The sequence below is a fragment of the Clostridium neonatale genome, from assembly GCF_900465025.1.
GTDB lineage: Bacteria > Bacillota > Clostridia > Clostridiales > Clostridiaceae > Clostridium > Clostridium neonatale.
On record NZ_UICR01000002.1, the window covers coordinates 1,079,195 to 1,096,936 of the forward strand.

The following is a 17,742-nucleotide window of genomic DNA, read 5'->3' on the forward strand; positions in this document are numbered from 1 at the left end:
AGGTGATAGTTTTGAAAAAATTCAAGCTTTTAGGCGCATTAGCTTTATCTTCACTAATATCTATAGGACTTTTATCTGGATGTGGAAGTTCAAACAATACTGCTGATAATGGAACTGTATATTTCTATAACTGTGGAGATTATATCGATGAAGATTTATTGGCTAAATTCACCAAAGAAACCGGGATAAAAGTAGATTATTCTACTTACGATACTAATGAAATCATGTATCAAAAATTAAAAAGTACTCCTGGAAGTTATGATTTAGTCATTCCATCAGATTATATGATTGAAAAAATGATTAAAGAAGATATGGTTGAAAAATTAGATTTTAATAATATACCCAATTATGAATATATAGATGATACGTATAAAAACTTATCATATGACCCTAATAATGAATATTCTGTACCTTACATGTGGGGAACAATAGGAATAATTTATGATCCTGCTGTAGTAACTGAGCCTGTTACTAGTTGGGATATTTTATGGAATACTAAATATAGTGGAAAACAAGTAATTATGTTTGATTCTATGCGAGATACCATAGCTATAGGGTTGGATAAATTAGGATATTCTATAAATAGTACTAATCCAGATGAAATAGCTGCCGCTACAGATGAATTGGTTAAACAAAAACAAACTATGGATCCACTTTATTATGTTGATGAAGTTAAAGATAAGATGATTAATGGAGAAGCTGCTTTAGCTACTGTTTGGTCTGGAGATGCTGCATATATTATGTCTGAAAATCCAGAGCTTAAATATGTAATTCCAGAAGAAGGATCAAATAAGTGGTTTGATGCGATGGTAATACCTAAAGGTTCTAAAAACAAGGAAAATGCTGAAAAACTAATTAATTTTTTAACTGATCCAGAAAATTCAAAACAAAATGTTGATTATATTGGTTATTCAACTCCAAATAAAGCTACATATGAGATGTTAGATGATGAAGTTAAAAAATCTTATCCATCTAAAGATGTTCTTGATAAATGTGAAATATTCGTTGATTTAGGTGATAATCTAAAATTATATGATGATGCATGGATGAATATAAAAACTAAATAACTAACTTATAAATGATACCCACTATCCGAAAATCTCAAATAGTGGGTATTATTTATTTTAATTCTGAAAACCATAAATTGATTTCTTCTTCTGCACTTTCTACTGTATCAGATGCATGTACGCAATTTTCTGTTTTACTTCTAGCATATCTATGTCTTATTGTTCCTTCAGCAGCATCATCTGGACTAGTTGCACCATTTATTGCTCTTACTCTATTTACTGCCTCTTCTCCTATTAATATAATTGCTACTAATGGACTTCTTGTTATAAACGTTATTAATTCCTCATAAAAATCTTTACCTTTATGTTGAGAATAATGTTTTTCTGCAATTTCTCTTGTTGCTTTCATCATTTTTAATTCTTTTATCTTTAAACCATTAGCTTCATAACAACTTATAATATTTCCTATTATATTTCTTTCTACTCCATCAGGCTTAATTAGCACCATAGTTCTTTCCATAATAAAGTCATCCTTTCTATAAACACTCACGTTGAAATTATTCCCTAGTTTACATATATTATACTCAATTTTCAGAAAATTAGAAACACTTTTATATGTATATTATTATTTTTTTTAGAATATGCTATAATTTAAGTATTAATTCATGCTATAAGTTTCAATATATAAATAAATTACTTATACTTAGGAGGATTTATGATTAGATATTCAATAATTGTTGATGGTAAAGTTCAAGGTGTAGGATTTAGATATTTCACTCAAATGAAAGCTATGCAGTTTAATTTAACAGGTTTTTGTAAAAATCTATATGATGGTAAAGTATCCATAGAAGTTCAAGGCTTAGAGCAAGATGTCCTTTCCTTTATTGCTGCTATAAAAAAAGGAAATGGCTTTTGTCGAGTTGATGATTTAGTTTTAGATAAACTTTCTATTATAGATAATGAAAAAAAATATTCTATCAAATATTAAAACATGTTGCATCATAAAATAAATAAAGAACGTACTGAGTTTAGTGTGAATAATCGAAATAAAACTCTTATGTGGTTCTCTGCTTATGTGTAGTATTGCATTAAATATTTTAGCCTTTAAATTCTTTGAAAGAGGCTGAAGGCCGTTCCAAAATTGTTTGTCCAACACTTGTTGTCGGAGCAAACTTTTTTTGGAGCAACCTCTTTCATTAGAATTTTGGGCTGAAATATTTACGCAATCGAGCATATCATATATTGAATTTCGGTTGTTATCCACTAAACCATGATTATACGTCCTTTATTTATGTTATTATGCAAGGTCATATTCTTTATTACCTAGCTTTTCATTTTCCAAGCTATTAAAGTAGTCTTCTGTTTCTTTTATAACAACCTTTCTAAGCCCTATAAGTCCAACTAGGTTAGGAAATGCCATGCATCCATTAACTATATCTGCAATTATAAATATTAATTCCAATGGCAAGAAAGGTCCTATTGCAACAAGTACTATATATATTATTCTATATGGCATTATAGACTTAGTTCCGCATAAATATTGCATACACTTTTCACCATAATAGTTCCATCCAAGTATGGTAGTAAATGCAAAGAAAACTAATCCTATATTAACAATGTATTTTCCAATAGTGGCTATAGGTAAACCAATTTCAAAAGCTGCTGATGTAAGTCCTGCTCCTTCAATTGTTGCTCCAACTTCAAACACACCAGTGCTTCCACTTGTTAATACTATTACAAGTCCTGTCATTGTACAAATTAGTATTGTATCAAAAAATGTTCCTGTCATAGAAATCAAGCCTTGTCTTGCTGGAAAATTTGTTTTTGCTGCTGCTGCTGCTATTGGTGCACTTCCAAGTCCTGATTCATTTGAAAATACCCCTCTTGCAATCCCATTTCTAAGTGCTACAGAAACAGTTACACCTGCAATTGCACCACCTACAGCTTTAGGATTAAAAGCACTAGTTATTATTAAACCTAAAGCTTGTGGTATTGCTCTAAAATTACATGCAAGTACTATAACAGCTCCAATAATATATGCTACTGCCATAAATGGAACTATTGCTTCAGATACTTTTGATATTCTTTTAATTCCACCTAATGTTACTAAAGCTACTAATGCTGTTATGACTACAGCCGTTGCAATTTTAGGTATATTAAAATTTTGTGCTGCTGCTGCTATTGAATTAACTTGACCAAATGTTCCTATTCCAAAGAAAGCAACTCCAACACCAAACAATGCAAATAATTTAGCTAACCATTTCATACCTAACCCATTTTGTATATAGTACATAGGTCCACCACACATTTGTCCGTTTTCATCTACTTCTCTATATTTTATTGCGAGTACACCTTCTGCATACTTAGTTGCCATTCCAAAGAAAGCCGCAATCCACATCCAAAATAGTGCTCCTGGCCCTCCTGCTTTTACTGCTGTCGCAACACCTACTATATTTCCTGTTCCAATTGTTGCTGATAACGCTGTACATAGTGCTCCAAAACTTGATACATCTCCATGTGCATCATCATTTTGAGCTTCTTCATCTTTTCCAAATACATATTTTAATGCTAACGGTAATTTAAAGACTTGTAATAATTTTAAGCGAAGTGTTAGATATATTCCAGTCCCAACCAAAAGTATTAATAAAGGTGGCCCCCATATAATATCATCGATTTTTTGAAATACATTTTGAATTGTAGATGTATTCCCTGCTAATAAGAAATTTGAAAATAACATAAAAAAATTCCCCCTAATATTTTTTATCATTGGAGGAGAATAAGAGACTATACAATTCATAATTCAAAGTTTACAATTTACAATTTAGGTAGAAAACTTTCAGTTTTCTTAATTTAAATTTATCAAAAATAGCAAAGCTATTTTTATCCTCAATTATACATTGTGAATTATACATTGTGAATTGTCATGCTTCCTATCCTCTGTCCTTTTACCTGAGAGTTTCAATACTAAAAAAATTTACTACTTTAAATAATAAATGTAATAATATTTTCTTCAATATTTTGCTCCTTCGGTGCTCATTCATAAATGAGTCTCTCCAGAGGCTCGTCCAGCAACGGTCCTAATACCTGAAAGATTTGCTTCTTCGGTGTATTATAATAAATCAAAAAGAAATTATAAATAATAACTCTCCCACTGCCTTCATCCGAACATTTACATTTAATTTACCCTTAAAATTATATAGTTATTATTAACTTATTTCAAGTATTTTTAATCCCTTCTTGATAATTTTATATTTTTTTCAAAATTTGCATATAAATTAACAGACTTTTTAGTAGTTTTTTAAGCAATTACACTATTCTTTGAATATATTTAAATTCTTTTTTCTGCAAAATTATTATAAATAAAAACTGCTTTCATATAGAAAACAGTTTTTAATAAAATCGATTTTTAAATTTGAATAATTTTATATATTTAAATCAGTTAATTTTCCTTTTATTTTTAACTTTTTAAGTAACTTTTCAGGGTCAGAATTTATAATAAGTTCTTCCGGAAAATCTATAGAAGCAAGCATATCTATTGCTTCTTTAAATTCTCCTATTTTTGTACAAAAATGAGCATCACTATTCATAACTATTGTAACATTATATTTCTTACATAATTCAGCTATCTTAGTGCAATTACCCAAGCTACCAAGTCGAGAAGTAGTAAAAGAACTATTGTTAATCTCTATTAACACATCATTTTCTAAAGCACATTTCACTATTTCTTCATAATTTACGGGAATCATAGGATTCCCTAGATGCCCTACAATATCAATCTTTCCACTTTTTATTGCATTAATATATGCTCTTGTATTTTCTTCAACCGATCCCATATTGTATATCGGTTCATGTATACTTCCAATTACTATATCAACCTTCTCTAAAGTTTTATCATCCATATCCATCTTACCATCATGGTTCAATATATTAGCCTCAACTCCATAAAGCATAGTTACACCATACATTTCTCTAGGTAACACTTTGTAGTTATTAAAATACCAAATATGTGGTGCATTTGGCATCATACATCCATGTTCAGTAGTTCCAAGAACTTTGATACCTTTTTCTGATGCCGCCTTCGCATTTTCCATTAAAGTTGAATAAGCATGACCGCTAACTATTGTATGAGTATGTACATCTAATGCATATTTCATCAAAACATTCCTCTTTTCATTAAGTTTATAATTCTATATTTATATTATCATAGTAGAAATTTAAATTAAACCTAATATTCTTGTTAAATATTAGTAAAATACTGATATATTAAATTAAAATATCCTTGCCTATCTAAACTTTATAAAACAATAGAACTATGCCAATGACATAGTCTTATTATACATATTAAATATCTACTCTATTCCTTTTTTGTCCTCTATTATAAGCTCTTATATTTTCCAATAAATCTGTAAATAGTCTATCTCTAGCTTCTTCACTTGCCCATGCTATATGAGGCGTCATAATTAATTTTTCAGTGTTTTTTATACTAAGTAAAGGATTATTATTTGGTATTGGCTCTGCTTCAAATACATCCAAAGCTGCTCCACCAATTATTTCTTCATCTATAGCTTGTGCTAAATCTTCATCTACAACAATAGGACCTCTTCCCACATTAATTAATATTGCATCTTTCTTCATCATAGTTAAAGCTTTATAATTGATTAATCCTTTTGTTTTCTCATTTAAAGGTGCATGAATTGATATAACATCACATGTTTTTAACAGTTCTTCCAATTCAACTCTCACAAAATTAGAATCTGAATTTTTACCTGATGTAGAATAATAAACTACTCTTGCACCAAAAGCTTGCGCAATTTTGGCCACTTTTTTCCCTATATTGCCCAAACCTATTATTCCCCAAACTTTTCCTGATAGATCATTATAAGTTCTTTCTAAGTTCGTAAACATTCCACTCTTTGAGTATTCTCCACTTTTTACGAAATCATCAAAATACCTTATGTTATCATATAAAGTAAGTAATAACGCAAAAGTATGTTGAGCAACAGTTCCAGTTGAATATCCTGCAACATTTGTAACCGCTATCCCATTTTCTTTTGCATATTCAATGTCTATATTATTATACCCTGTAGCCATTTCACATATTAATTCTACATTATTTGCAGATTTTAAATTGTTTCTATCTAAAACAACTTTATTTGTTAAAATGATATTTGCATCCTTTATTCTCTCTTCAACATCATCCTTTTCTGTTTTATCATAATAAGCAACTTGTCCAAATTCATTTAGTTTAATATAATCAACATTTCCTAATGTTTTTCCATCTAAAACAACTATGTTTCTCATAATTATTTGCTATTTTATAAGTTATTCACCCTATAAAATAACCTTCGCCTCCAATCACATATTAAATTTATAATACTTTATAATAAATCATATCTCAAATATAATTGAATGTAAATACATAGAAATTTATTAGTACAATTAGTTTTATATCACAAGAAATTACTAAACATATACTAAATAAATAATCATTTATACATATCATAGATTATAAAAAATTAGTATTCTATTCTTATTAAAGGTATCAACTTATAAAGAGAAAAATATAAAAAATATATACTTATATAAAAATAAAGAAATGCAATATATGAATATGCGTAGTATTTATATTAACCTCTGCTAAGTCAAATTTTTCTACACTCTATCATATATTGAATTTCGATTATTTTTCACTAAACTTTGATATTACATCATTTTTATATTTTATTGTACCTTAGCTGGTTCTATATGCCAAATCTCATCGCAATATTGCTTTATAGTTCTATCACTTGAAAATTCACCTGAATTACTTAGGTTAGCTAAGCACTTTTGAGCCCATTTCTTTTTATCTTTATAATCTTCAAATACCTTATCTTGAGCTTTCTTAAACAAATCAAAATCTGCAAGCAAAAAGTATTGATCACCTTCTTCTAATAGTGCATTATATATATCTTCAAAATAACCTGTTCCACCATCATTTAGCATTCCATTAATTAATGTATCAATAACTCTCTTGATACATGGATTATTTCTATAGTATTCTTTTGGATTATAGTTATTCTTTAATTTTTCAATATCCTCAACTCTTAATCCAAAGATATAGTTATTTTCTTCACCACTTGCATTTACTATCTCAATATTAGCTCCATCATATGTTCCAAATGTTGGTGTGGCATTTAACATGAACTTCATATTTCCAGTTCCGGATGCTTCTTTACCAGCTGTAGAGATTTGTTTTGATAAATCTGATCCTGGGAATAATTTCTGAGCATATGATACTCTATAATTATGAACAAAAACAACTTTAATTCTTCCAACTGAAATTGGATCACCATCTATAAGTTTTGCTATTTCATTTATAAGCTTAACTATACCTTTTGCTCTTCTATATCCCGGAAATGCTTTAGCGCCAAATATAAATGTAGTTTTTGGTATCTCAATATTAGGATTTTCTTTAATTCTATAGTATAGATCTAAAATATACAATGCATTTAATAATTGTCTCTTATATTCATGTAGTCTCTTTATTTGAATATCAAAGAATGAATCAGGATCAACTTCTACACCTTCTTCTTGTCTTATATAAGCAGATAATTGTGCCTTCTTTTCTCTCTTAATTTTCATAAGATTGTTCAATACTTCATCATTATCTTTAAATTTATCTAATCCTTTTAAAATACTTAAATCTTTTACCCACTCCTCAGTACCTAATAATTCTGTAATAAATTCAGATAATTCTGGATTACAGAGTCTAAGCCATCTTCTTGGAGTTATACCGTTAGTTTTATTTTGAAATTTTTCTGGATATAAATTGTACCAATTATTAAGTTCTTTATTCTTAAGAATTTCTGTATGAAGGGCCGCTACTCCGTTTACTGCACTTCCAACATAAATAGCTAAATTAGCCATTCTTATTTGATCATTTGTAACAATTCTAAAGTTCCAAATGGCACCTTCATCATATCCCTTTTGTCTTAATTCATTAATTAATGCGTCATTAATTTGATATGCAATTTGTAATATTCTTGGGAATAATCGTTCTATTAACCTTATATCCCATTTTTCTAAAGCTTCTGCAAGTATTGTATGATTAGTATAATTAAAGAATTTTTTTGCAATATCTAAAGCTGTATTAAATTCTACCTTTTCTTCATCAACTAGTATTCTCATAAACTCAAGTATAGATATAGTTGGATGCGTATCATTTAGCTGAGCTACATTGTATTTTGCAAAGTCAGAAAAATCATTTCCATAAGTAGCTTTATATTTCTTTATTATATCTTTCATAGATGCACTAGAAAAGAAGTATTGTTGTCTAAGTCTTAATATCTTTCCTGCTTCTGCAGTATCATTAGGATATAAAACCCTTGATATATCTTCTGCTTTATTTCTTGCTGATACTGCCTCAATATATTGTTGATTATTAAATAAATTGAAATCAAATTCTCTTAATGCTTCACACTGCCATAATCTTAATGTATTTATATTTTTAGTGTCATATCCTATTATAGGAACATCATATGGAACAGCTTTTACCTTCATGTCTGAAAAAGTTATTATTTGAACTTCATCATCTTTTCTTATACTCCAGCAGTCTCCATATTTTAACCAATTATCTTCACATTCAGTTTGAAAGCCATTCTCTATATTTTGCTTAAACAACCCATTGCTATATCTAATTCCATAACCAACCAAAGGCATTTCCATTGTTGCTGCTGATTCAATAAAGCATGCTGCAAGTCTTCCAAGTCCACCATTTCCGAGTCCAGCATCTTCTTCAACTTCTTCAATCTTATTTAAATCTAAATTTAGTTCATTAAATACTTCTTTAACTTCATCATATAAACCTAAATTAATTAAGTTATTTCCTAAAGCTCTACCCATTAAATATTCAGCGGAAAGATAATAAGCCATTCTGCCTTGATTATACCTTTTGCTTGTTTCATTCCAATTATCAACAATTTCCTCCATGATAGTTAATGAGATTGCATTAAAAATTTCATAGTCTTTTGCCTCTTCTAGTGTTACTCCATGTTTTACCTTTAAGTAACGCTTTACCCCTTCTTTTATTGATTGCTTATCCATTTTTTTCACACCTTTCATGAATTTCTCAAACTTAATATTCCATAGCTACCACAGCTACCATAACTGTAAATAAGTTATCATTAGATTATATATAGTTTTTCTTTGATAGTATTATAATAAATTATTTTATATGATATTATCAATTTTACATTTAGATATCAAGAATACCAATAAACATTATATTAAAATACCTATTTAATATTGCACAATTCTATTCATAAAATTTTCTTATCATTATTGTTTTGATTAAAACAACATATTTAAATCTATTATATTTTATCAACATATAACTTAATTTATCTAATTATGAATTTTTTTATTTAATTTACAAATTATAGTATATATTATATCAAAGTTTATCTAAATAAAAAAGTCATAATCTATTCATATTATATAGATTATGACTACCATTATTATTATTTAGTTAAATCATCTAATTTTGTTTAAGATAATTTTTATTTGTGTTTATTTTTTGTTTCCAAACATAAAATGCTATTTTAAATAGACATGCATCATTGAATTTTCTAATATCGCATCCTGTATACTTCTGAATTTTATCCAAACGGTATATTAATGTATTTCTGTGGACATATAGTTGCTTTGCCGCTTCACTTAAATTAAGATCAAGCTTCATAAATGTTTCTATTGTTTTGATTATATCTTCATCCATTTGTGAAAATGCTTCCTCAAATTTTTCATTAATCTTGACCTTAATATCATCATTTAGCCCCTCAAGCATTTCTTCAAAAAGCAAATCTTCCTGACTATATATATTATTTAATATCTTATATTTTTTTCCTAGCTCTATTTTATTCATACATTTTAAATATATAGACATCAGATTTTCATAATCATCTATTTTGCTATAACTGATATAACATTTTTTATAAACAGAAGTATTTATTGTTTCATTTATACTTGATACATGCTCTTCAATATCTTCAAATACACCAATTAAATTTATACTTTCATTATACTTTAATATTATTACTTCAGTATTATCATAAATATTTTTAAGAGCTTCTATGGCCTCTTCTAATTTTTCTCTTATATTTATAGAAATTAAATATGTAATATTCTCAGAATAAGGTAAATCGTCAATTTTTTCTTTAGTAACAAAATTATTATTTAATAAATCTACTACTACTTTTTCTTTGTTACTATATTTATCTTTATATTTTGTTTTAATACAAAACTCAATAAATTTTAGTGCATCTTTATGATTTTTTTCTATCTCTATAACGATTTTATTTTTTCCCATAAAAAATGTATGCTCGCTGAAGTCTTTGGAAGACTCTACAGGATTAGTTTCAAAAACACTTTCTCCGTCTACATATACATTAAATGGCAGTTTACAATTATCATATATTTCATTAAGATATCCTACTAATCCCTCCATAAAATCACCTCTACCTATTAAATATGCTACCAAATATTATTATTTAGTAGCATATTAAAAATTATTTATATTTTTATTTTAACATATTCTTAATTCTGATTCTTTATCAAATACATGAATATTTTCTTTTTCTACAAATAATTTTATAGAATCTTTTGGTTCAAATTTAGTGCTTCCATCAACTCTTGCAGTCATGCTATTTTCACCACATTTGAAGTAAATATAACTTTCTGATCCCATACGTTCTACAACTTCAACATTTCCGCCAATAGTTACTGTAGGATTATCTTTAACAAGAGCTTCATTGTCATCTAAGTGCTCAGGTCTTATTCCAAATACAACTTCTTTTCCAACATAACCTTTATCTTTCAATATTTTAGCTTTTTCTTCTACTATTTCTATGTTGTCACCTTCAATACTTGCAAATAATTTTCCATCCTTTTCAGCAACTGTTCCATTGAGTAAATTCATTTGTGGACTTCCTATAAATCCAGCAACAAATAAATTATTTGGTGTATTGTATATATTTAAAGGTGTATCTACTTGTTGAATTACACCATCTTTCATAACAACTATTCTAGTACCCATTGTTAATGCTTCTATTTGGTCATGTGTTACATATATAAATGTTGTTGCTAAATCTTGATAAAGTTTAGAAATTACAGTTCTCATTTGAACTCTTAATTTTGCATCAAGGTTTGATAATGGTTCGTCCATTAAGAATACCTTTGGTTCTCTTACAATAGCACGTCCAAGTGCAACCCTTTGTCTTTGACCTCCTGATAATGCTTTTGGTTTTCTATCTAATAAATGTTCTATATCTAATTTTTTAGCTGCATCTCTAACTTTTCTGTCTATTTCATCTTTAGGTGCCTTTCTTAATTTTAATGCGAATGCCATATTGTCATATACTGTCATATGTGGATATAATGCATAGTTTTGGAAAACCATCGCTATATCTCTTTCTTTAGGTTCTACATCATTAACTAGCTTTCCGCCTATATATAATTCACCTTTTGATATTTCTTCAAGCCCTGCTATCATTCTTAAAGTTGTTGATTTACCACATCCAGATGGTCCAACAAAAACTATAAACTCTTTATCTGCTATTTCTAAATTAAAATCTTTTACCGCAGTTACATCTCCTGAATATATTTTGTAAATATGTCTTAATGATAAATCTGCCATATTTATTTCCTCCCTTTATTTCAATGACTTTTTATTTTAAATTTTATTTCTTGTTCTTTCTACAAGTTTATTTTACTACATGTAATCCTTTAAATTCTATATTCAAATATTACAAAAGTAATAATGCTTTTTTGTAAGATGATATAAAGGGTTATTTGAAATTACATTATTAACTATTTTATCTTAGTTTATATTACTTTATAAATACTAGAATATTATCAGAAAAAAATATTCTAAAACTAAATATTTTTTACTTGACAATTTTAATCATATAAGTTATTATCTTATTGAGAATGATTTTCATATCTAACTTTTACTTGTTAGATGATGTTTAATTCGTTAATTTTTTATGAAATGCATAACAAATTATCCATGTAAAATAACATACGAGCATAGAACTCATCAATAGCTTTATGTTAACAAAAGACTCCTTTTTAGAAAATATATATAATGCTCCAAAGTAATATATATTTATATTAAATATCTTTTAATATTTTGTAATTAACCAAATAACCTATTCTTAAATATTCCACACTATTTAAGAATATCAAATCAAATTTATAATTTAGACATGCACACACCTAGATTATAAATTATATACATTTCATAAAATTGTTAAAACTGTGTAGATTAAATATATAATCTATGCAGTTTCTTTTTATTCTTTTTATTCTTTGTAAATTTTATTACCTCTAATGCTTCTGAATTTAATAAAATAAAAATCCAATAAGAAAAACACTAGGCGTTAACCTAGTGTTTTCCATGTATGCAAGATAAGCCATAAGCCGAGTTCTGTATTAAGCAATCATCTATCTAGGCTCATTGTTGCCAATAAGCTCAAGCGACACACCCAGAGGCGGGACGGGCAGCCCCTATATGCCTCTCTATTCGGTCTTGCTCCAAGTGGGGTTTACATAGCCGTGAAGTCGCCATCACGCTGGTGAGCTCTTACCTCGCCTTTCCACCCTTACCTATATAATAGGCGGTATATCTCTGTTGCACTATCCTTCAAGTCACCTTGACTGGACGTTATCCAGCACCCTGCCCTACGGAGCTCGGACTTTCCTCTCCTAGATCTAGTCTAGCAGCGATTGCACGTCTCACTTGCAAAGTATATATTATCATAAATTTAATAAGTATACAAACATTTTTTCAATGTAATTTTTTCCAATTATTATATTAATAAAAATATTATCATTAACAAAACAATAATTATTAACCCATATAAACTAACACCACAAAATAATAATGTCAATAATATTATACATCCTACAATTATCTTAGGATAAAAAAGTATCATCCATGGTGATCTAAAAGGTACAAATGGTGGAATACCTCCTAATGGTCTTCTTCCACACCCACCATTCTTACCTCTAAATAAGCCTCTTACAGCTTCTTTACCATGTTTGAACATATTCCTAAAGTCTTTTTTTAAATGATCTCCTGAGTCCCCCATGTTCTCCTCCAAACATATAATTGCTATAATAATTATATGCTTTTTGACATTAATTAATTCTAAATTTAAAAAATTTCATATGGATCTTTATTTGTTTCTGATTTTATAAATTCTATATCTTTAAATTTTTCTTTTAAGAAATCTAAGGTTTTTAAAAATGCTAAATATTCAGTTTTAAAATGTCCAGCATCTATTATGCTTATATTCATTTCCTTAAAATCTGAAACAAAATGATATGTTGTATCTCCTGTTATTATACAGTCTGCACCTAACTTTTTTGCTTCATAAAAATAATCTTGTCCGCTACCATTTATTACTGCTATTGTATTTACTTTATCGCTACCTTTAGCTACACGTAGTCCCTTTATATCTAGCTTATTTTTAATTATAGAAACTAAATCATCCAACGACATAGGTTCTTCTAATCTTATTAATCTTCCTATTCCACATTTTCCATTTTCAGATTCTTTTTCATCTATTATTAAGCTTGATTTAAATCCTAATAAGTTTACAAGCACATCATTTATTCCGTTTTTCGTACTGTCTAAATTAGTATGGCAAGAATATAAGCTAATATCTTCTTTAATAAGAGATATTATTTTATTTCCCAAAAGATCATTTGTAGTTATGCTTTTAGGCTTTTTGAATAGTAACGGATGATGACTTATTATCATATCAGCATTATTCTCTATAGCTTCTCTAATAACATCATTTGTACAATCTAAAGCTAATAATACCTTACTAACATGTTTGTCATCTCTTCCAACCATCAATCCTACATTGTCATAATCCTCCATAAGATATTTTGGTGCAAATTTTTCAATTTCCTTTGATATATCTTTTACAGTATTCATCTTTACTACCTTTCATTTAAAAATCTTCTAAAAATTTTTCTAGGATTTCATTCTTTCTTATAAGCTGTTTCTTTCTTTCTTTAGCATGCTCAGTGTCATCATTAATAAAGTTTAATATTTTATTATTCTTTTCAACTTTATCTTCTATGTAACTTTTTAATGTTTCTGTTCTTTTCTTTAACATAACAGGACTTATTTCATAAAATACATCTTCAAGCTTAGTAATATTATTTTTTTTATATTTTACTTTAAATAGCTCATAATATTTTCCTTCATCTAAACAAATATCTTCATCTATTATTTCATATTCATGAGTATATAAATATTCTCTAAGCACTTCGGGATTTTGTGCTGGCTGTAATACTAAGTAATCTACATCCTTAACCTTATCTAAATCAGCCTCTAGTATATCTCTAATTAAATTCCCTCCCATTCCTGCAATAATTATCCCCTGAACTTCTTTGCTCTTTAATGTCTTTAAGCCTCCACCTAGCCTTAAATCTACTTTTTCTATGACTCCATCTAAACTTGCATTTATTCTAGCTTTTTCTAGTGGTTCCTTATTTATATCCGATGCAATAACCCTGCTTGCAATATTATCTTTAATTAATTTTATTGGTATATATCCATGATCTGTTCCAACATCTATTATAGTTTCACATTTATCTACTTTTTCTAATATCCAATTTAATCTTTTACTTAATTCCATATTGTTCACCATTCTTCATATTTTTTTATTTCTAATAATTATAGTTGAAAGAAGCACCTTCTTTCAAAGGTGCTTAATCTAAATAATCTTTTAACTTTTTACTTCTTGATGGATGTCTTAGCTTTCTTAATGCTTTTGCTTCAATTTGTCTTATTCTTTCTCTTGTTACATTAAATTCTTTACCTACTTCTTCAAGAGTTCTTGCTCTTCCATCATCAAGACCAAATCTTAATCTTAATACTTTTTCTTCTCTAGGAGTTAGTGTATCTAACACATTTATTAATTGTTCTTTAAGCATTGTAAATGCTGCTGCTTCAGCTGGTGCTGGTGCTTCATCATCTGGAATAAAGTCTCCTAAATGAGAATCTTCTTCTTCACCTATAGGAGTTTCTAGTGAAACTGGTTCTTGTGCTATTTTTTGAATTTCACGAACCTTATCTACTGGTAAATCCATAACTTTTGATATTTCTTCTGGGAATGGATCTCTACCAAGTTCTTGCAATAATTGTCTTTGTACTCTTATAAGCTTATTTATAGTTTCAACCATATGAACTGGAATTCTAATTGTTCTTGCTTGGTCTGCAATAGCTCTTGTTATCGCCTGTCTAATCCACCATGTAGCATAAGTTGAGAATTTATATCCTTTTCTATAATCAAACTTCTCTACAGCTTTTATAAGACCTAAGTTACCTTCTTGAATTAAATCCAGAAATAGCATTCCTCTTCCAACATATCTTTTGGCTATACTTACAACCAATCTCAAGTTTGCTTCAGCTAGTTTCTTTTTAGCTTTTGGATTACCTTCTTCAATTTGTTTTGCATATTCTATTTCTTGTTCAGAAGATAATAATGGCACCTTTCCGATTTCTTTCAAATACATTCTAACCGGATCATCAATTGCTATCCCTTCTGGAACTGATAAATCTAAATCTTCATTTAATTCTTCTGCCTCATTAACATCATCACCAATTATCTCTACACTCATTGCTTCTAATGCTTCATATATCTTTTCTATTTGTTCTGGAGTTAAATCAATATGATCCATTGCCTCCATTATTTCTTTATATGTTAATGAACCATTCTTTTTACCTCTTTCAAGAAGTTCTCTTACTTCATTCATTTTTGCATTTTTATCTTTTTCTGACTTTCCCTTTATTGCTTCACCTTTAACTTTTTGTTCCATTAAATTTGCCTCCTTCCGCTACAACCTATTAACCTCATCATTTTACTTTAAGTTGTTTGGACAATCTAATTAATTCCATCGCAATCTCTATAGATTCCTCAATATTCCCTTTTTTTTCTAATTCACTTTGTTTCTTTTTCAAATCATCAATTTGAATTTTCAATTTAAAACTTTTGATTTGCTCTATGTAATCTTTGATTTGTTTATCAGAATTACCTAAATTTAATATATTTTCTTCTTTTATCTTTGTATATTCTTTAGAGCTTTCAATATCATCACATCTACTCTCTATATAAGAAGAGATATTATTAGTATTGTTCTTTTTAGCTTCTATTATTAATGAATATATCTTATTATGTGAATCCAATATAAAATTATTTTCATCTAAGTTATCAACTATTTCATCATAAAATTCATAATCTATCATAAGTTTAAGTAATGCTCTTTCTGCTTTTAAATATGCAGGTTCTACATATAATTTTGTTCCAAAATATCCCTTTTTATTCAAAAAGTCATTTTCTTTTTGATTTTTTGACATTACCTGTGAAAGTAAGTCATATAATGCCTGTTCTTTAATAGATGTCTCTTCTGAAATCTTTTTAATATACACATCTTTTTCTATAGGATTTACACTTGCCAAAATCTCAGCAAATTTTTCTCCAAAAGTTATGAGTTCATTTCCATCTTTAAAATTCACTCCTTGAGATGCTTTCTTTATTCTGTACTCAATCAATGGTAATGCTTCATCAATCAATCTTAAAAATGCTTCTTTACCATTATTTCTTACGAACTCATCTGGATCTTTACCTTGTGGAACTGTAAGAACTTTTATTTCAAATCCAGCGTTTTTTAAGATTTCAAGCCCTCTTAGAGTTGCTGTCTGTCCTGCAACATCAGCATCATATGATATTATAACTTTGCTAACATATCTCTTTAAAAGGCGTGCCTGATTTACTGTAAGAGCTGTACCAAGTGATGCTACTACATTTGTTATACCAGCCTGATGTAATGCTATTAAATCCATATAGCCTTCTACTATTATTATGAAATCTTCTTTAAGATTATTTTTTATAGCAAAATTCAATCCATAGAGATTAATTCCTTTTTGGAAAATAATTGTTTCAGGTGAATTCAAATACTTAGGTTTAGAATCATCCAAAACTCTACCACCAAACCCAATTACATTTCCTTTCACATCAAATACAGGAAACATTACTCTATTTCTAAATCTATCATATAAATTTCCTTTTTTTTCACTCCTTAAGATTAACCCTGCCTCTAAAAGTATTTCTTCTTTATATCCCCTTTTTTTTAAATAATTCATTAGAGCATGCCAGTTATCTAATGAATATCCTAATCCAAAGCGTTTTATTGTTTCTTCTTTTATACCTCTGTTCAAAAAGTAATCTTTTGAGTATTTGTTTTTTTGTAAATTAGCAAAAAAATACCTAGCACTATCCACATTAATTTTATACATTAGTTGCTTTTTTTTTGATACAGCACTATTTTCCTTACTTCCCATATTAAGTGTAATACTAGCTTTATCCGCCAAATACTTTGCTGCCTCTAAAAAATTTAACTTTTTATATTTCATAATAAATGTCAATACATTTCCTGCCTCTCCACATGAAAAACATTTATATATCTGCTTATCTTGAGAAACAGTAAATGATGGACTTTTGTCATTATGAAACGGACATAATCCGATATAGTTTCGCCCACTTTTCTTTAATCTTATATCTTCTGATATTATTTCAACTATATCATTCTGCTCTTTTATTTTTTCAATTAGTTCTTGTGGTATTTGCAAGGAGTATTCCTCCCTCCTCCACTGTTTTTTTCAACAATTATTTAATATTCGACA

The 17,742-nt window shown here is 28.2% G+C and carries 14 protein-coding genes, 1 other RNA gene and 2 riboswitches; of the genes, 2 read left to right on the forward strand and 13 right to left on the reverse strand.

The annotated features are described in order from the left end of the window. Positions 1 to 11: 11 nt before the first annotated feature. Positions 12 to 1,067: an ABC transporter substrate-binding protein gene (locus CNEONATNEC86_RS16555; RefSeq protein WP_058296263.1), complete on the forward strand. Its 1,056-nt coding sequence runs from the start codon at positions 12 to 14 to the stop codon at positions 1,065 to 1,067. A gap of 52 nt (positions 1,068 to 1,119) precedes the next feature. Here CNEONATNEC86_RS16555 and ndk read toward each other — a convergent pair whose 3' ends face one another. Beyond that, positions 1,120 to 1,530, reverse strand: a complete 411-nt coding sequence (gene ndk, locus CNEONATNEC86_RS16560; RefSeq protein ID WP_058296945.1) for a nucleoside-diphosphate kinase — start codon at positions 1,528 to 1,530, stop codon at positions 1,120 to 1,122. A 192-nt stretch (positions 1,531 to 1,722) separates the two neighbouring features. On the opposite strand from ndk, the gene CNEONATNEC86_RS16565 reads away from it, so the two are divergent. Then, the gene (locus CNEONATNEC86_RS16565; RefSeq protein WP_125150134.1) at positions 1,723 to 1,995 is read left to right on the forward strand and encodes an acylphosphatase; all 273 of its coding nucleotides are present in this window, start codon (positions 1,723 to 1,725) and stop codon (positions 1,993 to 1,995) included. 309 nt (positions 1,996 to 2,304) lie between these two features. Here the strand turns inward: CNEONATNEC86_RS16565 and CNEONATNEC86_RS16570 are convergent, their stop codons facing one another. The 12 genes from CNEONATNEC86_RS16570 to dnaG all read right to left on the reverse strand — a co-directional run bounded on the left by CNEONATNEC86_RS16570 (position 2,305) and on the right by dnaG (position 17,688). Further along, entirely contained in the window at positions 2,305 to 3,744 is a 1,440-nt protein-coding gene (locus tag CNEONATNEC86_RS16570) for an alanine/glycine:cation symporter family protein (RefSeq protein WP_058296265.1), read from the reverse strand. A gap of 197 nt (positions 3,745 to 3,941) precedes the next feature. After that, positions 3,942 to 4,067: riboswitch (glycine riboswitch) on the reverse strand. A gap of 2 nt (positions 4,068 to 4,069) precedes the next feature. Continuing rightward, a riboswitch (glycine riboswitch) is annotated at positions 4,070 to 4,168 on the reverse strand. Positions 4,169 to 4,429: 261 nt separating this feature from the next. Next, complete coding sequence (locus tag CNEONATNEC86_RS16575; RefSeq protein ID WP_125150133.1) at positions 4,430 to 5,161, reverse strand: phosphatase; 732 nt, start codon at positions 5,159 to 5,161, stop codon at positions 4,430 to 4,432. A 187-nt stretch (positions 5,162 to 5,348) separates the two neighbouring features. Continuing rightward, on the reverse strand, positions 5,349 to 6,308 hold the full coding sequence (locus CNEONATNEC86_RS16580) for a D-2-hydroxyacid dehydrogenase (protein WP_125150132.1): 960 nt from the start codon (positions 6,306 to 6,308) through the stop codon (positions 5,349 to 5,351). A 420-nt stretch (positions 6,309 to 6,728) separates the two neighbouring features. Continuing rightward, positions 6,729 to 9,089 (reverse strand): glycogen/starch/alpha-glucan phosphorylase, encoded by a 2,361-nt coding sequence (locus CNEONATNEC86_RS16585; RefSeq protein ID WP_125150131.1) that lies wholly within the window; start codon positions 9,087 to 9,089, stop codon positions 6,729 to 6,731. A gap of 433 nt (positions 9,090 to 9,522) precedes the next feature. After that, the gene (locus tag CNEONATNEC86_RS16590) at positions 9,523 to 10,488 is read right to left on the reverse strand and encodes a PucR family transcriptional regulator (protein ID WP_125150130.1); all 966 of its coding nucleotides are present in this window, start codon (positions 10,486 to 10,488) and stop codon (positions 9,523 to 9,525) included. Between the two features lie 78 nt (positions 10,489 to 10,566). Further along, positions 10,567 to 11,676, reverse strand: a complete 1,110-nt coding sequence (locus CNEONATNEC86_RS16595; RefSeq protein ID WP_125150129.1) for an ABC transporter ATP-binding protein — start codon at positions 11,674 to 11,676, stop codon at positions 10,567 to 10,569. A 765-nt stretch (positions 11,677 to 12,441) separates the two neighbouring features. Beyond that, an RNA gene (gene rnpB / locus CNEONATNEC86_RS16600) (RNase P RNA component class A) lies at positions 12,442 to 12,783 on the reverse strand. Positions 12,784 to 12,850: 67 nt separating this feature from the next. After that, complete coding sequence (locus tag CNEONATNEC86_RS16605) at positions 12,851 to 13,132, reverse strand: hypothetical protein (protein WP_058296271.1); 282 nt, start codon at positions 13,130 to 13,132, stop codon at positions 12,851 to 12,853. A 65-nt stretch (positions 13,133 to 13,197) separates the two neighbouring features. Then, a complete protein-coding gene (locus CNEONATNEC86_RS16610; RefSeq protein WP_058296272.1) occupies positions 13,198 to 13,986 on the reverse strand; it encodes a Nif3-like dinuclear metal center hexameric protein in 789 nt (262 codons plus the stop codon). 16 nt (positions 13,987 to 14,002) lie between these two features. After that, positions 14,003 to 14,695 carry a tRNA (adenine(22)-N(1))-methyltransferase gene (locus CNEONATNEC86_RS16615; RefSeq protein ID WP_125150128.1) on the reverse strand — a complete coding sequence of 231 codons (693 nt, stop codon included), beginning with the start codon at positions 14,693 to 14,695 and terminating at the stop codon, positions 14,003 to 14,005. 73 nt (positions 14,696 to 14,768) lie between these two features. After that, positions 14,769 to 15,878 carry an RNA polymerase sigma factor RpoD gene (rpoD, locus tag CNEONATNEC86_RS16620; protein ID WP_058296274.1) on the reverse strand — a complete coding sequence of 370 codons (1,110 nt, stop codon included), beginning with the start codon at positions 15,876 to 15,878 and terminating at the stop codon, positions 14,769 to 14,771. A 37-nt stretch (positions 15,879 to 15,915) separates the two neighbouring features. After that, on the reverse strand, positions 15,916 to 17,688 hold the full coding sequence (gene dnaG / locus CNEONATNEC86_RS16625; RefSeq protein WP_058296275.1) for a DNA primase: 1,773 nt from the start codon (positions 17,686 to 17,688) through the stop codon (positions 15,916 to 15,918). Positions 17,689 to 17,742: the final 54 nt, after the last annotated feature.

What these genes read in the sequence shown, in the direction of transcription:
- CNEONATNEC86_RS16570 (WP_058296265.1), bottom strand. Translation starts at nt 3,744, where the DNA reads ATGTTATTTTCAAATTTCTTATTAGCAGGGAATACATCTACAATTCAA.
- CNEONATNEC86_RS16605 (WP_058296271.1), bottom strand. Translation starts at nt 13,132, where the DNA reads ATGGGGGACTCAGGAGATCATTTAAAAAAAGACTTTAGGAATATGTTC.
- CNEONATNEC86_RS16585 (WP_125150131.1), bottom strand. Translation starts at nt 9,089, where the DNA reads ATGGATAAGCAATCAATAAAAGAAGGGGTAAAGCGTTACTTAAAGGTA.
- CNEONATNEC86_RS16610 (WP_058296272.1), bottom strand. Translation starts at nt 13,986, where the DNA reads ATGAATACTGTAAAAGATATATCAAAGGAAATTGAAAAATTTGCACCA.
- CNEONATNEC86_RS16580 (WP_125150132.1), bottom strand. Translation starts at nt 6,308, where the DNA reads ATGAGAAACATAGTTGTTTTAGATGGAAAAACATTAGGAAATGTTGAT.
- CNEONATNEC86_RS16575 (WP_125150133.1), bottom strand. Translation starts at nt 5,161, where the DNA reads ATGAAATATGCATTAGATGTACATACTCATACAATAGTTAGCGGTCAT.
- CNEONATNEC86_RS16595 (WP_125150129.1), bottom strand. Translation starts at nt 11,676, where the DNA reads ATGGCAGATTTATCATTAAGACATATTTACAAAATATATTCAGGAGAT.
- rpoD (WP_058296274.1), bottom strand. Translation starts at nt 15,878, where the DNA reads ATGGAACAAAAAGTTAAAGGTGAAGCAATAAAGGGAAAGTCAGAAAAA.
- CNEONATNEC86_RS16615 (WP_125150128.1), bottom strand. Translation starts at nt 14,695, where the DNA reads ATGGAATTAAGTAAAAGATTAAATTGGATATTAGAAAAAGTAGATAAA.
- CNEONATNEC86_RS16590 (WP_125150130.1), bottom strand. Translation starts at nt 10,488, where the DNA reads ATGGAGGGATTAGTAGGATATCTTAATGAAATATATGATAATTGTAAA.
- CNEONATNEC86_RS16565 (WP_125150134.1), top strand. Translation starts at nt 1,723, where the DNA reads ATGATTAGATATTCAATAATTGTTGATGGTAAAGTTCAAGGTGTAGGA.